The sequence below is a fragment of the Arthrobacter sp. TmT3-37 genome, assembly GCF_054510835.1.
Window position 1 is genome coordinate 402,185 of the sequence record NZ_JBTNDU010000003.1, and the last position, 16,029, is coordinate 418,213.

14 protein-coding genes are annotated in these 16,029 nt (G+C 65.3%); 9 read left to right on the forward strand and 5 right to left on the reverse strand.

Translation table 11 applies throughout. The annotated features are described in order from the left end of the window. Nucleotides 1–23 precede the first annotated feature (23 nt). Together ACX80U_RS06905 and ACX80U_RS06910 are read left to right on the forward strand one after the other, a co-directional pair. Nucleotides 24–950 carry an alpha-E domain-containing protein gene (locus ACX80U_RS06905; protein ID WP_133081908.1) on the forward strand — a complete coding sequence of 309 codons (927 nt, stop codon included), beginning with the start codon at nucleotides 24–26 and terminating at the stop codon, nucleotides 948–950. Continuing rightward, nucleotides 947–1,798, forward strand: a complete 852-nt coding sequence (locus ACX80U_RS06910; protein WP_133081909.1) for a transglutaminase N-terminal domain-containing protein — start codon at nucleotides 947–949, stop codon at nucleotides 1,796–1,798. Before ACX80U_RS06905 ends, ACX80U_RS06910 begins: the two co-directional genes overlap by 4 nt. Nucleotides 1,799–1,852: 54 nt before the next feature. Here ACX80U_RS06910 and glgC read toward each other — a convergent pair whose 3' ends face one another. Further along, nucleotides 1,853–3,112: a glucose-1-phosphate adenylyltransferase gene (gene glgC / locus ACX80U_RS06915; protein WP_133081972.1), complete on the reverse strand. Its 1,260-nt coding sequence runs from the start codon at nucleotides 3,110–3,112 to the stop codon at nucleotides 1,853–1,855. Nucleotides 3,113–3,242: 130 nt separating this feature from the next. On the opposite strand from glgC, the gene glgA reads away from it, so the two are divergent. Beyond that, nucleotides 3,243–4,436 carry a glycogen synthase gene (gene glgA, locus ACX80U_RS06920; RefSeq protein ID WP_459267870.1) on the forward strand — a complete coding sequence of 398 codons (1,194 nt, stop codon included), beginning with the start codon at nucleotides 3,243–3,245 and terminating at the stop codon, nucleotides 4,434–4,436. Nucleotides 4,437–4,736: 300 nt separating this feature from the next. On the opposite strand, the gene ACX80U_RS06925 is transcribed toward glgA, so the two are convergent. Beyond that, a complete protein-coding gene (locus ACX80U_RS06925; protein ID WP_133081911.1) occupies nucleotides 4,737–5,096 on the reverse strand; it encodes a hypothetical protein in 360 nt (119 codons plus the stop codon). Between the two features lie 594 nt (nucleotides 5,097–5,690). Between ACX80U_RS06925 and ACX80U_RS06930 the strand changes: the two genes are divergently transcribed. Beyond that, nucleotides 5,691–6,029 carry a hypothetical protein gene (locus tag ACX80U_RS06930; RefSeq protein ID WP_459267871.1) on the forward strand — a complete coding sequence of 113 codons (339 nt, stop codon included), beginning with the start codon at nucleotides 5,691–5,693 and terminating at the stop codon, nucleotides 6,027–6,029. 261 nt (nucleotides 6,030–6,290) lie between these two features. Further along, nucleotides 6,291–8,534, forward strand: a complete 2,244-nt coding sequence (locus tag ACX80U_RS06935; RefSeq protein ID WP_459267872.1) for a rhamnogalacturonan lyase — start codon at nucleotides 6,291–6,293, stop codon at nucleotides 8,532–8,534. A gap of 418 nt (nucleotides 8,535–8,952) precedes the next feature. On the opposite strand, the gene ACX80U_RS06940 is transcribed toward ACX80U_RS06935, so the two are convergent. Further along, nucleotides 8,953–9,432, reverse strand: coding sequence for a DUF7793 family protein (locus ACX80U_RS06940; protein WP_133081913.1), 480 nt, complete (start codon nucleotides 9,430–9,432; stop codon nucleotides 8,953–8,955). Nucleotides 9,433–10,138: 706 nt separating this feature from the next. On the opposite strand from ACX80U_RS06940, the gene ACX80U_RS06945 reads away from it, so the two are divergent. Next, nucleotides 10,139–10,516: a DUF1304 domain-containing protein gene (locus ACX80U_RS06945; protein ID WP_459267873.1), complete on the forward strand. Its 378-nt coding sequence runs from the start codon at nucleotides 10,139–10,141 to the stop codon at nucleotides 10,514–10,516. A gap of 330 nt (nucleotides 10,517–10,846) precedes the next feature. Next, complete coding sequence (locus ACX80U_RS06950) at nucleotides 10,847–11,299, forward strand: VOC family protein (protein WP_459267874.1); 453 nt, start codon at nucleotides 10,847–10,849, stop codon at nucleotides 11,297–11,299. A gap of 547 nt (nucleotides 11,300–11,846) precedes the next feature. Here ACX80U_RS06950 and ACX80U_RS06955 read toward each other — a convergent pair. Next, nucleotides 11,847–12,431 carry a Pr6Pr family membrane protein gene (locus tag ACX80U_RS06955; RefSeq protein ID WP_208739412.1) on the reverse strand — a complete coding sequence of 195 codons (585 nt, stop codon included), beginning with the start codon at nucleotides 12,429–12,431 and terminating at the stop codon, nucleotides 11,847–11,849. 493 nt (nucleotides 12,432–12,924) lie between these two features. Next, a complete protein-coding gene (locus ACX80U_RS06960) occupies nucleotides 12,925–13,590 on the reverse strand; it encodes a dihydrofolate reductase family protein (RefSeq protein ID WP_459267875.1) in 666 nt (221 codons plus the stop codon). A 226-nt stretch (nucleotides 13,591–13,816) separates the two neighbouring features. Between ACX80U_RS06960 and ACX80U_RS06965 the strand changes: the two genes are divergently transcribed. Both ACX80U_RS06965 and ACX80U_RS06970 read left to right on the forward strand, forming a co-directional pair. Then, a complete protein-coding gene (locus ACX80U_RS06965; protein ID WP_459267876.1) occupies nucleotides 13,817–15,328 on the forward strand; it encodes a glycosyltransferase family 2 protein in 1,512 nt (503 codons plus the stop codon). A gap of 3 nt (nucleotides 15,329–15,331) precedes the next feature. Next, entirely contained in the window at nucleotides 15,332–15,562 is a 231-nt protein-coding gene (locus ACX80U_RS06970) for a hypothetical protein (RefSeq protein ID WP_459267877.1), read from the forward strand. Nucleotides 15,563–16,029 lie beyond the last annotated feature (467 nt).

Here is a 16,029-nt window from a genome sequence, read left to right on the forward strand (position 1 = left end):
GACCCCCCTGGAAGGCAGGCCCCATGCTCAGCCGGATCGCTGAATCCCTCTTCTGGATCGGCCGCTACGTCGAACGGGCGGACGGCACCGCGCGCATCCTGGACGTGCATCTCGAACGGCTCAACCAGATGCCGCTGCCCCAGCAGCGCGAGACCTCGCGTCAGCTGCTCGGAGTGATGGGCAGCCGCCCGGAGCAGGACGACATCGACCTCTCCGACCTGCTGCAGGCCCTCGCGTACGACCGGACGAGCGCCACCTCCATCGCCGGTGCCCTCGGAGCCGCCCGGGAGAACGCCCGACGCGCCCGTGAGACCGTCTCCAGCAGCGTGTGGGAGAGCCTCAACACCACGTGGTACGGGCTCACGCAGCACCGCAAGGACGTCGTGGGCACCTACCGCTTCTGCCACTGGGTGGTGGAGCGTACCGCGATGGTGCGCGGCCTCTCCGACACCACGATGAGCCACGACGAGTCCTGGCAGTTCCTCGTCCTCGGGCGCAGCCTGGAGCGGGCGGACATGACGGCCCGGATGCTCTCCACCCACGACGTCCACGCGGCCGGCCTCTCCTGGGTCAACATGCTGCGCTGCGCCGGCGCCTACGAGTCGTTCCTGCGGACGCGCCGGGCGTCCTTCGGCGACCAGCAGGCCGCCGAGTTCCTGCTCCTGGACCGGTTGTTCCCGCGCTCCATCGTCTATGCGCTGAGCGACGCCGAGAAGTGCCTGACCCAGCTGAATCCCGCCTACCAGCGCGTCGGCTTCATCAACGACGCCAGCCGGATCGTGGGACAGGCCCGGACCTTCCTCGAGTTCCACCAGACGCGGGACCTGATGTCCGAGCTGCCCGAGCACATGGAACGCGTCCAGAAGGCCTGCGCGCGGGCCTCCGATGCCGTTTCCCGCACGTACTTTTCCCAGGCCGACGAGTTGTCCTGGGTCGGAGAGGTCTCATGACACGCCTGCTGATCGAACACCGCACCGGCTACGACTACCTGCGCCGGGTCTCGCTGTCCTACAACGAGGCCCGGATGACGCCGCTGACCGATCCGCAGCAGGTGGTCCTCGAGTCCACGCTGAAGGTGAACCCCTCGAGTGCCGCCGTCGCGACCTACCGCGACTACTGGGGGACACGCGTGACCTCGTTCGACGTCCACGTGCCCCACGAGCACCTGGAGGTCACGGCCGTCTCGACCGTGGAGGTCAGCCGGTCCGAGCGCGTCCCCGGCGAGGACGAGATCCTGTCCTGGGAGCACCTCGCGGCGCCGTCCCTCACGGACGATTTCTCCGACTGGCTGAGCCAGACGCCGCTCAGCGAGCCGGGGGAGGAGGTGCGGAAACAGGTCGCAGCCGTGACCGAGGGGTTGAACCCGCATGCGGCCGCCCACGCCGTCTTCGACTGGCTCAGGGCTGAGATGGACTACGTCCAGGGCGCCACCGGCGTGCAGACCAACGCACGCGATGCCTGGGCCGAGCGGAAGGGCGTCTGCCAGGACCTCGCGCACGTCGCCATCGGCGCCCTGCGCAGCCTCGGCATCCCCGCACGGTACATCTCCGGCTACCTCCACCCGCGACGCAGCGCCGGCGTCGGCGAGACGGTGGCGGGTCAGTCGCACGCGTGGGTCGAGTGGTACGACGGCGAGTGGCGCGGCTGGGATCCGACCAACAGCGGCCCGGTGAGCGACTTCCACGTCTCCGTGGCCCGCGGCCGCGACTACCGGGACGTCTCGCCGCTCAAGGGCATCCTCTCCGGCGGCGGGGGCTCCACCCTGAACGTGAGGGTCGCCATCACGAGGGTCGCCTAGCCCCGGGACACGGAAAGGCCCCCGGCGCGTGCCGGGGGCCTTTCGGCGCGTGCGTCAGGTGGTGGGGTAGGCCGGTGCGACGACCTGGCCCTTGCTGACGATCGTCAGCCCTGAATCCGTGACCGCGAACCCGCGGCTGCGGTCCAGTTCGAAGTCCACCCCGATCTGGGCGCCCGGCGGGATGCGGACGTTCTTGTCGATGATGGCGCGCCGGACCACGGCGCCCGCGCCGACGGTGACCTTGTCCAGGAGCACGCAGCCGGTGACCTCGGCGGCCTCGTCGATGAACACATCCGTCGCCAGGATCGACCCCTGCACTGCGCCGCCGGAGACGACGACGCCGGCCGACACGATCGAGTCGTGCGCCTCGCCGGACCGGCCCGACGCGCTCCGGACGAACTTCGCCGGAGGCGAGACGCTCTGCCGCGTGTAGATGGGCCACTGCAGGTTGTAGAGGTTGAAGAGCGGCAGGGGCGAGATGAGGTCCATGTTGGCCTCGTAGTACGAGTCCATGGTGCCGACGTCACGCCAGTACTGGCGGTCCCGGTCGGTGGCGCCCGGGATGTCGTTCGTCGTGAAGTCGTACACCGCGGCGTCGTTGCGCTCCACGAAGTAGGGGATGATGTCCCCGCCCATGTCGTGTTTGGTGTCGAGCCGTGCGGCGTCGTCCTCGAGGGCCTTGACGAGCGCATCAGTGGTGAAGACGTAGTTGCCCATCGACGCGAGGAAGCTGTTCGGATCGTCCGGCAGGCCCGGCGTCGTCGTCGGCTTCTCGACGAACGCCGCGATGCGACCGGGGTCGTGCTGGTCGACCTCGATGACGCCGAACTGGTCCACGAGGTTCATCGGCTGCCGCACGGCCGCGACGCTCACGGAGGCGCCGCTCTTCACATGGGCGTCGACCATCTGCTGGAAGTCCATGCGGTACACGTGGTCCGCGCCGATCACGACGACGATGTCCGGCTGGGCGTCGTGGATGAGGTTCAGGGACTGGTAGATGGCATTGGCGCTGCCGAGGAACCAGCTCTTGCCGCGTCGCTGCTGCGCCGGGACGGACGCGATGTAGTTCTGCAGCTGCGTGGACATCCGCCAGGTCTCGGAGATGTGCCGGTCGAGGCTGTGCGACTTGTACTGCGTCAGCACCACGATCTGGAGGTATCCCGAGTTGACCAGGTTGGACAGCGCGAAGTCTATGAGCCGGTAGCTCCCCGCGAACGGCACGGCGGGCTTGGCCCTGTCCGCCGTCAATGGCATCAGCCGCTTGCCTTCTCCGCCTGCCAACACCACGGCAAGTACTTTCTTCGGTGCCACTATCGACCCCCCGCTCTTCCTTGAGTGATCTGCCGTCCCGATCCGGACCGATCCGGCGTAGGTCCCACATCCCGGAACCCTTCCGGTCCACTTCACACTAGAGGACTCCGACGCACTGCACTACGTTGAGATAGTGCGAGTAGACATTGTGACCAAGGAGTTCCCGCCCGAGATCTATGGTGGCGCGGGGGTGCACGTAGCCGAACTGAGCCGGGTCCTGGCGCCGCAGGTCGACCTCCGGGTCCACGCCTTCGGTGCGCCCCGGCCGGAGGACTACCACGGAGCGTCCGTCCTGTCCTACGGCGTCCCGGAGGGGCTCGCCGGAGCGAACGCCGCCGTGCAGACCCTCGGCACCGATCTCCAGATGCTCGACGCCATCGGAGGCGCCGACCTCGTGCACTCGCACACCTGGTACGCCAATATGGCCGGTCACCTCGCGTCCCTGCTGCACGGCATCCCGCACGTCCTGAGCGCGCACAGCCTCGAGCCGCTGCGCCCCTGGAAGGCCGAGCAGCTCGGCGGCGGCTATGCCCTCTCGTCCTGGGTGGAGAAGACCTCCTACGAGGCGGCCGCGGCCGTCATCGCCGTGTCCGCCGGAATGCGGGCTGACATCCTCCGCAGCTATCCCGACGTCGACCCCGGCAAGGTGCACGTGGTCCACAACGGGATTGACGTCGCCCAGTGGGCGCGGGACGAGGACGACGACGCGCTGCGCGCCCACGGGATCGACCCGGACCGGCCGAGCGTGGTCTTCGTGGGCCGCAACACGCGGCAGAAGGGTGTACCGTACCTCCTCCGCGCGGCCGCTCAGTTGCCGGCCGACGTGCAGCTGGTCCTCTGCCTGGGCGCCGCGGACACGCCGGAACTGGCGGCCGAGACCGAGGTGCTCATCACCGAACTGCGGGAGCGGCGCGGGTCCGTGGTGCTGATCGAGAAGATGCTGCCGCGCCGCGAGGTCGTCCAGATCCTCAGCCACGCCACCGTCTTCGCGTGCCCGTCCATCTACGAGCCCCTCGGCATCGTCAATCTCGAGGCGATGGCATGCGGCGCCGCCGTCGTCGCGTCCGCCACGGGCGGCATCCCCGAGGTGATCGACGACGGCGTCACCGGCACCCTGGTGCCCATCGAGCAGGTGCAGGACGGCACGGGCACGCCGCTCGATCCGCAGCGGTTCGTCGACGACTTCGCGGCGGCCCTGAACGCGCTCGTCGGTGACCCGGCGAAGGCGTCCGCGATGGGCGCGGCGGGACGGGAACGCGCGGAGCGGCACTTCGACTGGGGCTCCATCGCCGAGACGACGCTCGGGCTGTACCGCAGCGTCCTCTGATGCCCGCAGCGCGGTCCCTCCTCGGGGCCGCGCTGCGGGCCGTACTCGGGGCCGCGCTTCGGGCAGGACCCGCGGGCAGTCGGAAGTCCTGCCCAGGGTGCACGGTAGGTCGAGTACGACGGACACCCCGGACAGGACTCCACTACACAGCGTAGAACACGGCACTGACACCGTGAGTGACGAGGGGACTGACAGGCCGGGCTGATGCCCGGATCCCGACCCGGCGAAGCCTGCCGCGCAACGAGCGGCCAGGCGCTCCATCGGTGATCAGGAGGGCTGTCGACGCAGGACCCCGAGACCCTAGTGGTCGCTGTCCCGGTCTTCGGCTGGTTCTTCGACGTGGTGGATGGATTTCTCCTGGAGGAACTGGCAGAGCGAGGCCGCGAGGAGGAGCTCGGCGGCAAGCCCATGGAGTTGGGCTGCGCTCAATGTCGTTTCAGCGTTCCGCATCCCGATGGTGACCGACCAGGTCGGGTCTCCGAGGGCGACGGGCTGCATATAGATCTCCGTGCCGTCGTCGCGCAGGGGGACGGTGACCAGGCCGGTGTCCGCGCCATCGAATCCCTCCTGCACGAGGACAGTGATCAGGGCGCCGCCCTCGCGGGTGGTACGGAACTCCTCGACCCAGGATTCGAGGGTCTGCTTGCTTCGAAAGGGCATGAACACTTCCTGTTCTGATGGGGGTCAGCGCTGTGCAGGGACGCAGACCAGGACGAATACGCGGGCATACGGTGTTTCCGCCGGAGGGGCTCTCGACCTCGCCGTCGAGAACAGCACTCACGGTGTGCGCGGCCTGTGGCGTACTTTCTCATTCTTCACTGATCGGTGACGCTGTTGCACGCCAGTTCGCTGACGGACGAGAGGAAGCGGCGCAACGTGTCTCACCCGTTGTGCTTCCCAGGAGTGTCGCCGGCGACGAATATCAGCCGCGAATCATCGCGACGCGGATCGAGATCCACGGCGCCGCGAACGGCCGGCGCAGTAGCCGCACCCTGTTCCCGATCATCCGAGCCCGGGTGGTCTCGCCGAAGCACCATTGCTTCTGGTACGCATCGTTCGTCGTCCCGGCCGCGGGGTCGAGGGTTACGGACTCGACCAGTGAGGTCTATCCTGCCGTGCAGGATCAGTTGTCCCCAGGTACGACGATGGTTTCGCCGGCCAGGTGAAGGGGCGCAGGTGGCCGTTCGGGCCCTACTCCCGCTGTGCCCGGGTGAAGGATTTCCCGACACGACGCTTTCTTGAGGAGTCACGCCGATGAGGAGACCGCCTTATGCAGGTCCGAACAACACCGACGACTTCGACAACCTCAGCCCCGACGAAGCCCTCAGAGCCTTCACCTCGTACCGGCTGCTGGGGGACTGTTTCGAGCAAGCGAGCGACGACGACCTGGCGTTGCATGGCCGGCTCATCCATGACTGGAAGTCCCTGTTGAAAGACCGTCAGGAACAGGCGCAGCGAGCCGAGAGGGAGCTGGCAGCGGCCGTCCGGCTGGCACGCAATGAAGGCGCGAGTTGGAATGACATCGCCCGCACCCTGCATCTGCCGCTCGAGGAGACGCGCGCCCACTTCGACTGGCCCTACGGAGAGTTCTGAAGTGACCGGTGGTGCGACATCCGGCTACTGGAACGCTGGATGCACGGTGGACCGCTCCCGTCCGAGCAGCCCACGCCGCTGCGATGCCTCACTCTGCAGTGAACAGCGGTTCGGCCCGTGATGTCCTCAGGGGCGATGCACGATCCGGCTTGTTGCTCTTGACAACCGTCGGGCCGCGAACGGACGATGAAGTCGTTAAGGAAAGCGGTTTCCCAACTGGGGAGGCTCTGGGCTTTCTTCTGTACCAGGACATCAAGGGAGATGGTTATGGTTTCATTCGTCCACCCACGAAGATCACGACGAGCACTGGGAGCGGCGGCAGTGGCCGCCGTTGCTGCTGCAACGCTGGTGAGCATGCCTGCATCAGCTGCGCCGGAGGACACGCCGGTCCGGCAGATGGAATACCTCGATCGGGCCCCGGTCGCCGTGACGACCGAAGGGGGAGTCTATGTCGGCTGGCGGATGCTCGGCCTCGACCCTGAATCGATCGGGTTTCACGTCTACCGCGACGGCGTGCGCATCACTGAAGACCCGATCACCGGGAGCACGAACATGCTCGACGCGGCAGGGACCAGTACCTCTGTCTACCGCGTGACCGCGCTGATCGACCAGCGCGAAGTGACGGTCACCGATGAGTTCAGCCCGTGGGGGGACCAGTCCCTGGACATCCCGCTCCAGCGCCCGGCAGGAGGAACGACTCCGACAGGGGAGACCTACGAGTACGAAGCCAACGACGCATCGGTCGGAGACCTCGACGGCGACGGCGAGTACGAGATCATCCTCAAGTGGAACCCGACGAACGCGAAGGACAACTCGCGCTCCGGTTACACCGGCAACGTCTACCTGGACGCCTACACTCTCGACGGCACGCGGCTGTGGCAGATCGACCTCGGCCGCAACATCCGTGCCGGAGCGCACTACACCCAGTTCCAGGTCTTCGACTACGACGGTGACGGTCGAGCCGAAGTCGCGATGAAGACCGCCGACGCCACAGTCGATGGTGCCGGCGTCGTCATCGGCGACGCCGCGGCGGACCACCGCAACACGAGCGGCCGCATCCTCGCCGGGCCGGAATATCTGACCGTCTTCGAGGGCACTACTGGTGCGGCCCTCGACAGCATCGACTACGTACCGGCGCGCGGAGAGCTGGCCTCCTGGGGTGACACCAGCGGGAACCGGATGGACCGCTTCCTGGCGGGCACGGCCTACCTCGACGGTGAGACCCCGAGCATGGTCTTCAGCCGCGGGTACTACGCCAGGACCTCCATCGCCGCGTTCGACTTCGTCCACGGCAGGATCCAGGAGCGCTGGTCATTCGATTCGACCACTGCCGGCAGCCAGTACGCGGGCCAGGGCAACCACAACCTCTCCATCGCAGACGTCGACGCCGACGGCGCCGACGAGATCGTCTTCGGATCCATGACGATCGACAGCGACGGCACCCCGCTGTACACCACCGGCCTCGGCCACGGCGACGCGATGCACGTCACGGACCACATCCCCTCCCGTGACGGGCTCGAGGTCTACTCGGTGCACGAGAGCATGACGAGCAGCGGACAGCGTGCGGCAACGATGCGTGATGCTGCAACCGGCGAGATCCTCTGGTCCATCCCCGGTACCCGTGACACCGGTCGCGGAGCTGCAGGCGACATCGACCCGACCCATGAGGGCAACGAGGCGTGGGCGATCGGAGGGACCTACAAGTTCTACTCCAAGGTCGGGTCACTCCGCGCAGCCGACGGCACGGACCTCGGCACGAGCATTCCCGCGGCGAACTTCCTCACCTGGTGGGACGGGGACCTGCTGCGTGAGATCACCGACCACGACTACACCGACCCGCTGGAGCTCGCCACCGGTGCGACCCCGACCATCTCGAAGTGGGACTGGGAGTCGACGACAGAAGAACGGCTACTCACCCTCGACGGCACACTCACCGGTAACGGCACCAAGGGGAACCCGGCCCTGCAGGCCGACCTGTTCGGTGATTGGCGCGAAGAACTCGTCTACCGCAGTACCGACCACTCATCGCTGAAGATCCTCACCACCACCGATGTCACCGAGCACCGCATCCGCACCCTGATGCACGATCCTGTGTACCGTCTCGGCGTCGCATGGCAGAACACCGCCTACAACCAGCCCCCTCACACGAGCTTCTTCCTGGGCGAGGGGATGACGACGCCTCCCGCTCCGAGCATCGCCTACGTGAATGCTCCGGTGCCCGACGAGACAGCACCAGTCGTCACAGGGCTCAAGGACACGAAGGTCGGTGCCAGGCGCGGACTCACGCTCGACGTCCGAGCAGACGACGCCGAGTCGGGCGTCCGCTCACTCACCGTCACCTTCGACGGGCAGGAGATCACCGGAGTCGACGGCCGATACGAACTGCCCATCGAAGGGCTCAGAGGCAGCTTCGAGCTCACCGCCACCGCGGTCAACCACGCCGGTATCGAAACCACCGCAACGGCTGCGATCACCGTACGACCGGGCAACGGCAAGGCCCAGTAGCTTCTCCAGGAGAAGCCAACGGGTCAGCGCTGAGTATGGGCGGTGGGGAACTGCTCCCCACCGCCCATACTGCTGCAAGCCGATGAGGCGGGTACTTGGGACGAAGGACCCCCTTCGATTCCGGGGAATGGTTGCACGGCGCTCGAGCCCTTCGAGTGTCTCGTGACGCTTCAGGTCGACGAGACGTCTGATCGAGAAATAATGCGTCAGACGGTGCCGGCTAGCTCCCGAAGTGCCCGTATGTGTGCGTCGAGAGCCGCCTCTCCGGGCTGGGTCAGTGACCGCCACATCACCCGAGGCGTAGTTCCCGCCGGGGGTTGTTGTGACGGCTGCGCTGACCCACCATCGACACCTAACGCCATGCTGTGCTCCGCCCTGCATGCGCCAGAAAGACCGAGTGCCGCGGAAGTGCCGCGGTTCAGGCTACTCGTGGCTTCCGTGGGCGGAACGGGTCCAGGTCCACGGTAAGACTCAGGGCATGGGGGACAGGGTCGGCGCATACGAGATCGTGCATCATGGCCAGCCACCGCAGGGCGCTGGCTTCCTCGGTGAAGTACTCGCCCGGATACACGGCCCGCAGATAGGGAGCGGCGAGAACCTCATCCATGGCACCCTGGCCGAACAGCGCTGCAGCAAGAACGTTGCGGGACGAGGACAGGACACGGCGGGCACCAGCACTTACACCCATGATGTTGGCGACCGTCAGGAGGACGACGTACTGCCGGTTGTCCGTCAGCTCGAAGCATCGCCGCAGGATCATCAGAGCATCTACCTCGGAGATGACGACGTTCGTCCTGGCGCGCACGGAGACAGCGCAACGCTCGAAGCGGACGACGTCGAATCGGTCGTCGAACGTGTAGGCCTTGATCACTGGGTCTTCCTCACTGGATGATGGCATGGTGCTGCCTTCGCAGCGTCGGCACACCAACTCAACACATCAGCATTGGGAGACCAGTCGGAGATCCGATCGTCATTTTACTAGGAAGCGCCGTCCCTACTGAGCGTCGACAGCCGGGGTAGCGAACGCTCGGACGCGATCCGGCGACTCCCACCAGGCGGCGGAAGTCGAGATCGGAGCTACCGGAGGGACCAGCCGCCGGAATCGGAGCCGAACTCCCATCAAGGGTCCTCACTCATCAGATTCCTCCGCCGGCGGCTCGGCGAGCATTCCCTCCAACTACCGGTTCCTCCGCGTCATCCACCGACTGGCGTTGCCTTCGCTTTCCATATGCCACGTGTCGGCGGGAAATGCTCGAGATCCAGAGTCGGTGACTCCGCTGTATTGCTGGCTACCTGCGGTCGCGGGCCATACCTGCTTCGGTGGTGCGTGCGTCTGTGGTGGCTGCGGGGTGGTGCTGCCTCGATGAGGTCGAGGTCTGCCGTGCCGAACCTAGGGATTCCCGGCGCTGGCCGGATGCACCGACAGGGCATCGCCTATCGAACGCGTCGTGATGGTATCCGGCCGGATAGGCTGTGGGCACGACTGCGTGGAGTCGCTGGCTGCTCGGGCTCGACCGTATTCGGCGTGTAGTGGCTCGGTAGAGTCGTCTCGTTCTCGCCGCTTAGGACCGTGCACGTCTACCGGAAAGCTCACCATGACACTGATGGCATTGATCCTGACCGCCTTGGCTGCCGTACTGCACCTCTACATCTTCTGGATGGAGTCCCTCGCGTGGGAAGGTCCTCAGGCGCGTCGCACGTTCGGGCCGGCCAGTGATGCCGAGGTCAAGGTCACGAAGAGTTTCGCGTTCAACCAGGGTTTCTACAATCTCTTCCTCGCCCTCAATGCTCTGGTGGGCATCGTCGTGTTCGTTGCGGCTGACGCCGGTGTCGGCGCGGCATTGATATTCGCCGGGGTCGGGTCAATGGCTTCCGCAGCGTTGGTCTTGTTCGTCTCAAGTCCGACCAAGAGGAGCGCAGCTATCAAGCAAGGCGTTCTCCCCGTCTTCGCAATCGTTGCGACCCTGATCGCCGTCAGCTAGCTCATCGGGTAGCGAAGCAACGGCCCTGTCGTTGTTCGGCGACATACGGGGCTAGGCGTTCGAGAAGGGCGTCGAGAGGAGTTCCCCAGACAGAGGGAGCCCCGTGATTCCGGGGAAGAGGTGGCACGGCAATCGACCCGTTCGATTGTCGTGTGAAGCTTCAGGGTTACGGGACGTACCTCCGCGTCCGGGTGGCAGCTGGGAACCACGTGCCCCGGCCGAACCGCAACGCTGCTCCCAGTCGCTTGACAATGTCGGCCGCCCCTCACCATCATGCAGTGACGATCGGCGGCGACGGGCCGCCGGCGTCCCGAGAGAAGGATCGTCTCCATGCCCACCACGATCTTCATCAACCTGGCCGTCAGTGATCTCGCGCGATCCCGGACGTTCTTCGAAGCGCTCGGGTACTCCATCAACGAGGGCTTCAGCGACGAGAATGCCGTGAGCGTGGTGATCAGCGACACGATCACCACGATGCTGCTCACGCGGGAGTTCTTCGCCGAGTTCACCAGCAAGTCGATCATCGACGCCACCACCTCGACCGAGGTGCAGCTCGCCCTCAGCGCTGAGAGCAAAGAGGAGGTCGACGACGTTCACGCAAAGGCCCTCGCAGCGGGCGCGACGCCCGCCGGCGAGCAAGACCACGGCTTCATGTACTCCAAGAGCTTCGACGACCCCGACGGCCACCACTGGGACTTCGTGTGGATGGACCCGGAGGCGGCAGCAGGCGGCGCACCGGAGCTGAGCCTCGAGGAGATGCGGAAGAACACGACGCACAGCTGAGCCACGCCCCGGTCGACTCACGCATTCGAACGACGGCCCCGGGCCGTAAGGAAGCCACGGGACGCGCACGGCCGCCGATTCTCCTCTGGGCCAGCAGACCGTTGGGAACTAGTGGTTTCCGCTCCGCAGTACGGTGGCAGGCATTCATGGCCCGGGAGGGTATTGCTCCGGTGGTGGCGAGGTGTTCGGCCACGTCGATGAGTTTCGTGTTGGTGTAGAAGCCGGCTTGTGAGCATGACGAACGCGTTCTGAGCGGTGATGCCTATCGCTCCATGAGCGATGCATTTGGCGTGGCCGACGACGTCGCGGGAGCACATGGCGTCGCTGGTGGTTGCTGCTGGGACGAGCCACAACTTCGGATTGACGGACTGTGTGTCTCGACATGGGCGGCGTTCCTCGAAGTCGAGAAGCGAAGGCCCGGATGCGAGTGGAACGAAGTAGCATGTGAGCGGCAAGGACCACGGACATCACCGTGGTCCGTCTGCATTTCGGGGCTCCGGTCGGTTCTGGTGGGCTGGGAGCGGCGGCTCTTGTCCACGCGCGGGACCTACCGCGTGGAGTTGGAGCGGTTCGCCCAGGGCAGGCGTATCCTGCTGATCCCGATGACGAGGGCGCCGAACGCGGCGAACGCGACGGCAATGACGACGACGTAGAGGGCGACGGATCCATAACCGGTAGCAGGGTCCAGGAACGGGTAGGGCACCCAGCCGTCGGTGGCACCACGAACGAGGACGACCGCGCACCATGTCAGTGGATAGACAAGGGTCAGCCCGATAGTTGTGAAGGGCAGGGGGTGTCGGTCAGTGGCGAGGAGCCAGTCGAGGAACGCGTAGATGGGGAACGCGACGTGCAGGACCCAATTCGCCCAGGCCAGATCGACTCCGCCAGCAAGACCTGCCAGCAGCAGGTTGTAGACGACGCCGACGACGACCATGAAGGTGGTCACCGCAGCCCGTACGGGCACAAGCCACACCGGAGCCGGTCGTCGGCCGAGTTCCAGGACCGCGGCGATCAGAAGAACCAGTGCAGTCATGATGTTGCTCTGCATGGTGAAGAACCCGAAGAAGTTGAACGGATTGATCGTTGTCCTCGACGCGGTATCGAGGAACGTCGCAACCACTGCCGTGCCCACAGCGGAAGCAGCAATCAATCGAGCCACAGGGCGCACCAAGCGGAACTCCGACCGCGAGTCCTGGGATGAACTGGTCGAGCGAGTGACCGGCGCGCTCACGAAGTATGCCCCTGCGCAATCCGAACTCTGTTCCTGCCACGCTCACTGCTCATGCTGAACCTTCCGATCGAGGTGCGTCTATTCGTCGTCCTAGGGCAGTACCTGTGTGCTCTCTCCAGTCTGATTGAAGCTGGCCACCCACACGTGCAGAACCATGGCCTCGTCAGAACTGAGTTCGATTCTCACTGACGTCACTCGTACCCTCACCGCTAACATCGACCTCCGGTTCGTGCCGGTTCCTTCATACACTGCAGTAAGGTTTGCTCCCGCACCACAGTCGCTCCTGGCCGTACAGCGAGACTCCATCGGGGCAGTGGCGATCCCTACCGAGCAAGTGATCTCGAAAAGCCCCGTCTCGAGCGTGCCCGACTGCTCTGACCTCTCCGATTGGAGCTTATCGGTCGCCGCTTTCGGCCTCATCACTCCCGCTGGATACGGGTGTAACGGAGTACTGGGCGATGATGACACCGGTAGTGGTGGTGACGGACCGTTGCAGCGTCAGATTTGCCCGGTCTGCAGCTCCGAACAGGGCAGTCCCCTGACCCAGCACGATGGGGTGAATCTGCAGAATGTATTCGTCGACCATGCCGGCTGTATGCAGGGCGCGAACAAGCTCGCCGCTCCCAAGGATTGTGATGTTCCCGTCCGTTCGATCCTTCAGGTCGCGGACGGTGTGTGTTGCCTCACCGGTGAGCAGCGTCGAGTTTGGGTGGTCGAGCTTCATGGTGGACGGGTTTGGTGCGCGGGAGACTACGTACTTCTGTACCTGCGTCAGATACTGAGTGAAGGGGTTCGGGTCCGTCGCTGCCGTCCAGTAGCCGAGCATGTCCTCGTAGGTCCGGCGGCCGAACAGCATCACCCCCTCACCGGTCATCCTTTCACCCATGAAAGTCATCGACACCTCGTCCTGATAGCCGGCCCCCCATCCGCCGCGCGCGAACCCGCTGCGGGTGTCCTCGTCAACCCGGCCAAGGCCCTGCATGATTCCGTCGAGGGTCACACTCTCCGTCACACTGATCCGTCCCATAATCCGATCTCCTTCCAGATCTTCTTTCGTCATCTACTCAGACGGAACAGCTCCACGAATGTCATCGGCCTGGATCATCAGAGGCGGTGATCCATAGCAATCGTTGCCTATTTCTTCGGGTTTAGCCTCGGATTGGATTAAGGATGGTGCGGAAGACTCGAAGCTGAAGCGCGGCTTCCGGCTGGGTGGTGGCGCTGTACTCATGCCAGGTACTTCAGGGGAAGTTGCCGTGGTGCCGGTCTCGAAAGGAACACATTCCATGACCACGCAAATTGCTTTCCAGAATCGCCTTGAGCCTGAACCGGACGAGGCGGAGCCGGCGCCCTACGCGACCAAGGGCAAGCTCGATCGCATTGTCGGCCTGGTGATCGTCGGTCTCGTCACGCTGGCCGCAGCCCTGCTTTGGCTGGCGGTCGCTGTGAACGGCCCCGAGACCACGGTCGCCGATCCGCACGACGCTGTGCTCGGTGTCTGGAGCCTCCTCTACAACTCCGACGCCCCGGATCTGAACGTCATCCTCTCCGCGATCGCCCTCGCACTGCTCGCAGGAGCCGGACTCGCCGTGGTGGAACGCCGGATCGCGACGAAGGCGCGTCGGTCGATGAACCCGAACCACCAGCCCCTTGCCCCCAAGGTCGTCATGGCCGCCAACCGAGGCGTGTTCGCCGGCGAGGTCACGATCACAGTGCTCATCCCGGCGCACAACGAGGAGGCCTCCCTCCCGCAGACCATCGCGTCGCTGCAGAGCCAGTCGCACCGGCCGGAGCGCATCATCGTCGTCGCCGACAACTGCACGGATGATACCGTCCGCGTCGCCCGCGAGGCCGGTGTCGAGGTGATCGAGTCGGTCGGCAACACCCACAAGAAGGCCGGCGCCCTGAACCAGGCGCTCACCAAGGTCCTGCCGCAGCAGGGGGACAACGACGTCGTCATGGTCATGGATGCCGACACACAGCTCGATGACGGCTTCCTCGCCAGCGCCGTGGCGCGCTTCGTCGATGATCGCGCGCTCATGGCGGTCGGTGGACTCTTCTACGGCGAGGACGGGCACGGGCTGATCGGCCAGTTTCAGCGCAACGAGTACATCCGCTACTCACGCCAGATGCGCCGCCGTCGCGGACGGGTGTTCGTACTGACGGGAACCGCCTCACTGTTCCGGCCGGTGGCGCTGCGCACCATCGCCGCCAGCCGCGGCAGGACCATCCCCGGTACACCGAGTGATGTGTACGACACTGCTTCCCTCACGGAGGACAACGAACTCACCATCGCCCTCAAGTCCCTCGGAGGCCTCATGATCTCGCCACAGGACTGCACCGTCGTGACCGAGCTCATGCCGTCGTGGCGCACCCTGTGGAACCAGCGGCTCCGCTGGCAGCGCGGAGCGCTTGAGAACATCGGCGCCTACGGTGTCACAGCTCCCACCATGCGGTATTGGGCGCAGCAGCTCGGCATCGGGTACGGGGTGATCGCTCTGACTTCCTACCTCGCGCTCATTCTGATCACCGTCGTGGCACTCGAGACGTGGATCTGGTTCCCCTTCTGGCTGGGACTCGGACTGCTGTTCACCGTCGAGCGCGTCGTCACGGTGTGGAAGGGCGGGTGGAGAGCACGGCTGCTGGCTTTGACCCTCTTCCCCGAGCTGTTCTTCGACATGTTCCTCAACCTCGTCTACGTCAAGGGCGTCGTCGATCTCTCCTTCGGCCGTACGGCCAGCTGGAAGCACCTCACTCACGCCGCCCCGGCACGCTCGCTCGAATCCCAGGAGGCCTAGGCCATGTTCAGCACGTCAGCAGGACCTATCGTCCCCACTGGTATCCTCCTTCCGGAGTCGGTGCTGCACTCGAATCTGTTCGCCATTCTCGCGGCGTTCGTAGCGATCAATACGGTCATCTACGCCTCGCTGGCCCTGTCGAATGTCCTGCCGAAGATCTACCCGTCGGATTGGGTGACCAACCGGAACCGCCGCGCCGAGACCAGGGGCATCTATCCCGACCTTCGAAAGTAACGGGCACGGGCTACGCATGACACCTGTTGTTCGCCATTTACCGGCATGCGGGAGGAACAGCAAGCTCCGCGACATCGCGGCCGCCGTCGTCGCATCCGTCAGTCAACAGCAACCAGCAACCCGCTTCGAGCACTGACCGAACGCGCGGCCGACATGTGATGACGGCCCGTAGGATCCTCAAGTACCCGCCGTGTGTCCGCCGTCAGCGTTGGTCGCCGCGAGGCGGGGCCCCAGGACTCGCGCGTCATTGCTTTTGCCGAGCGATTCCGGCTCCAATGCCACATCCGACACGCCTGCCGTCCTTAGCGGTCAGCGCCTCTGGTCATATGGGTGATTGTTTCGTGCAAGCCGGATACTGCACTATCCTTGGAAAACTAAGCAGGCTGATAATTGGTTGTGTGCGTTACCGCAGTCCCTGGTTCGGCCTCATCTCACTGTCGCCTCGGGTTGATGGTTGAGGTTCGCGA

Bases quoted from the DNA above. Each gene is read 5' to 3' on its own strand.
- ACX80U_RS06910 (WP_133081909.1), top strand. From the start codon at position 947: ATGACACGCCTGCTGATCGAACACCGCACCGGCTACGACTACCTGCGC.
- ACX80U_RS06950 (WP_459267874.1), top strand. From the start codon at position 10,847: ATGCCCACCACGATCTTCATCAACCTGGCCGTCAGTGATCTCGCGCGA.
- ACX80U_RS06945 (WP_459267873.1), top strand. From the start codon at position 10,139: ATGGCATTGATCCTGACCGCCTTGGCTGCCGTACTGCACCTCTACATC.
- ACX80U_RS06970 (WP_459267877.1), top strand. From the start codon at position 15,332: ATGTTCAGCACGTCAGCAGGACCTATCGTCCCCACTGGTATCCTCCTT.
- ACX80U_RS06935 (WP_459267872.1), top strand. From the start codon at position 6,291: ATGGTTATGGTTTCATTCGTCCACCCACGAAGATCACGACGAGCACTG.
- ACX80U_RS06960 (WP_459267875.1), bottom strand. From the start codon at position 13,590: ATGACGAAAGAAGATCTGGAAGGAGATCGGATTATGGGACGGATCAGT.
- ACX80U_RS06965 (WP_459267876.1), top strand. From the start codon at position 13,817: ATGACCACGCAAATTGCTTTCCAGAATCGCCTTGAGCCTGAACCGGAC.
- ACX80U_RS06940 (WP_133081913.1), bottom strand. From the start codon at position 9,432: ATGCCATCATCCAGTGAGGAAGACCCAGTGATCAAGGCCTACACGTTC.
- ACX80U_RS06925 (WP_133081911.1), bottom strand. From the start codon at position 5,096: ATGCCCTTTCGAAGCAAGCAGACCCTCGAATCCTGGGTCGAGGAGTTC.
- ACX80U_RS06930 (WP_459267871.1), top strand. From the start codon at position 5,691: ATGAGGAGACCGCCTTATGCAGGTCCGAACAACACCGACGACTTCGAC.
- ACX80U_RS06905 (WP_133081908.1), top strand. From the start codon at position 24: ATGCTCAGCCGGATCGCTGAATCCCTCTTCTGGATCGGCCGCTACGTC.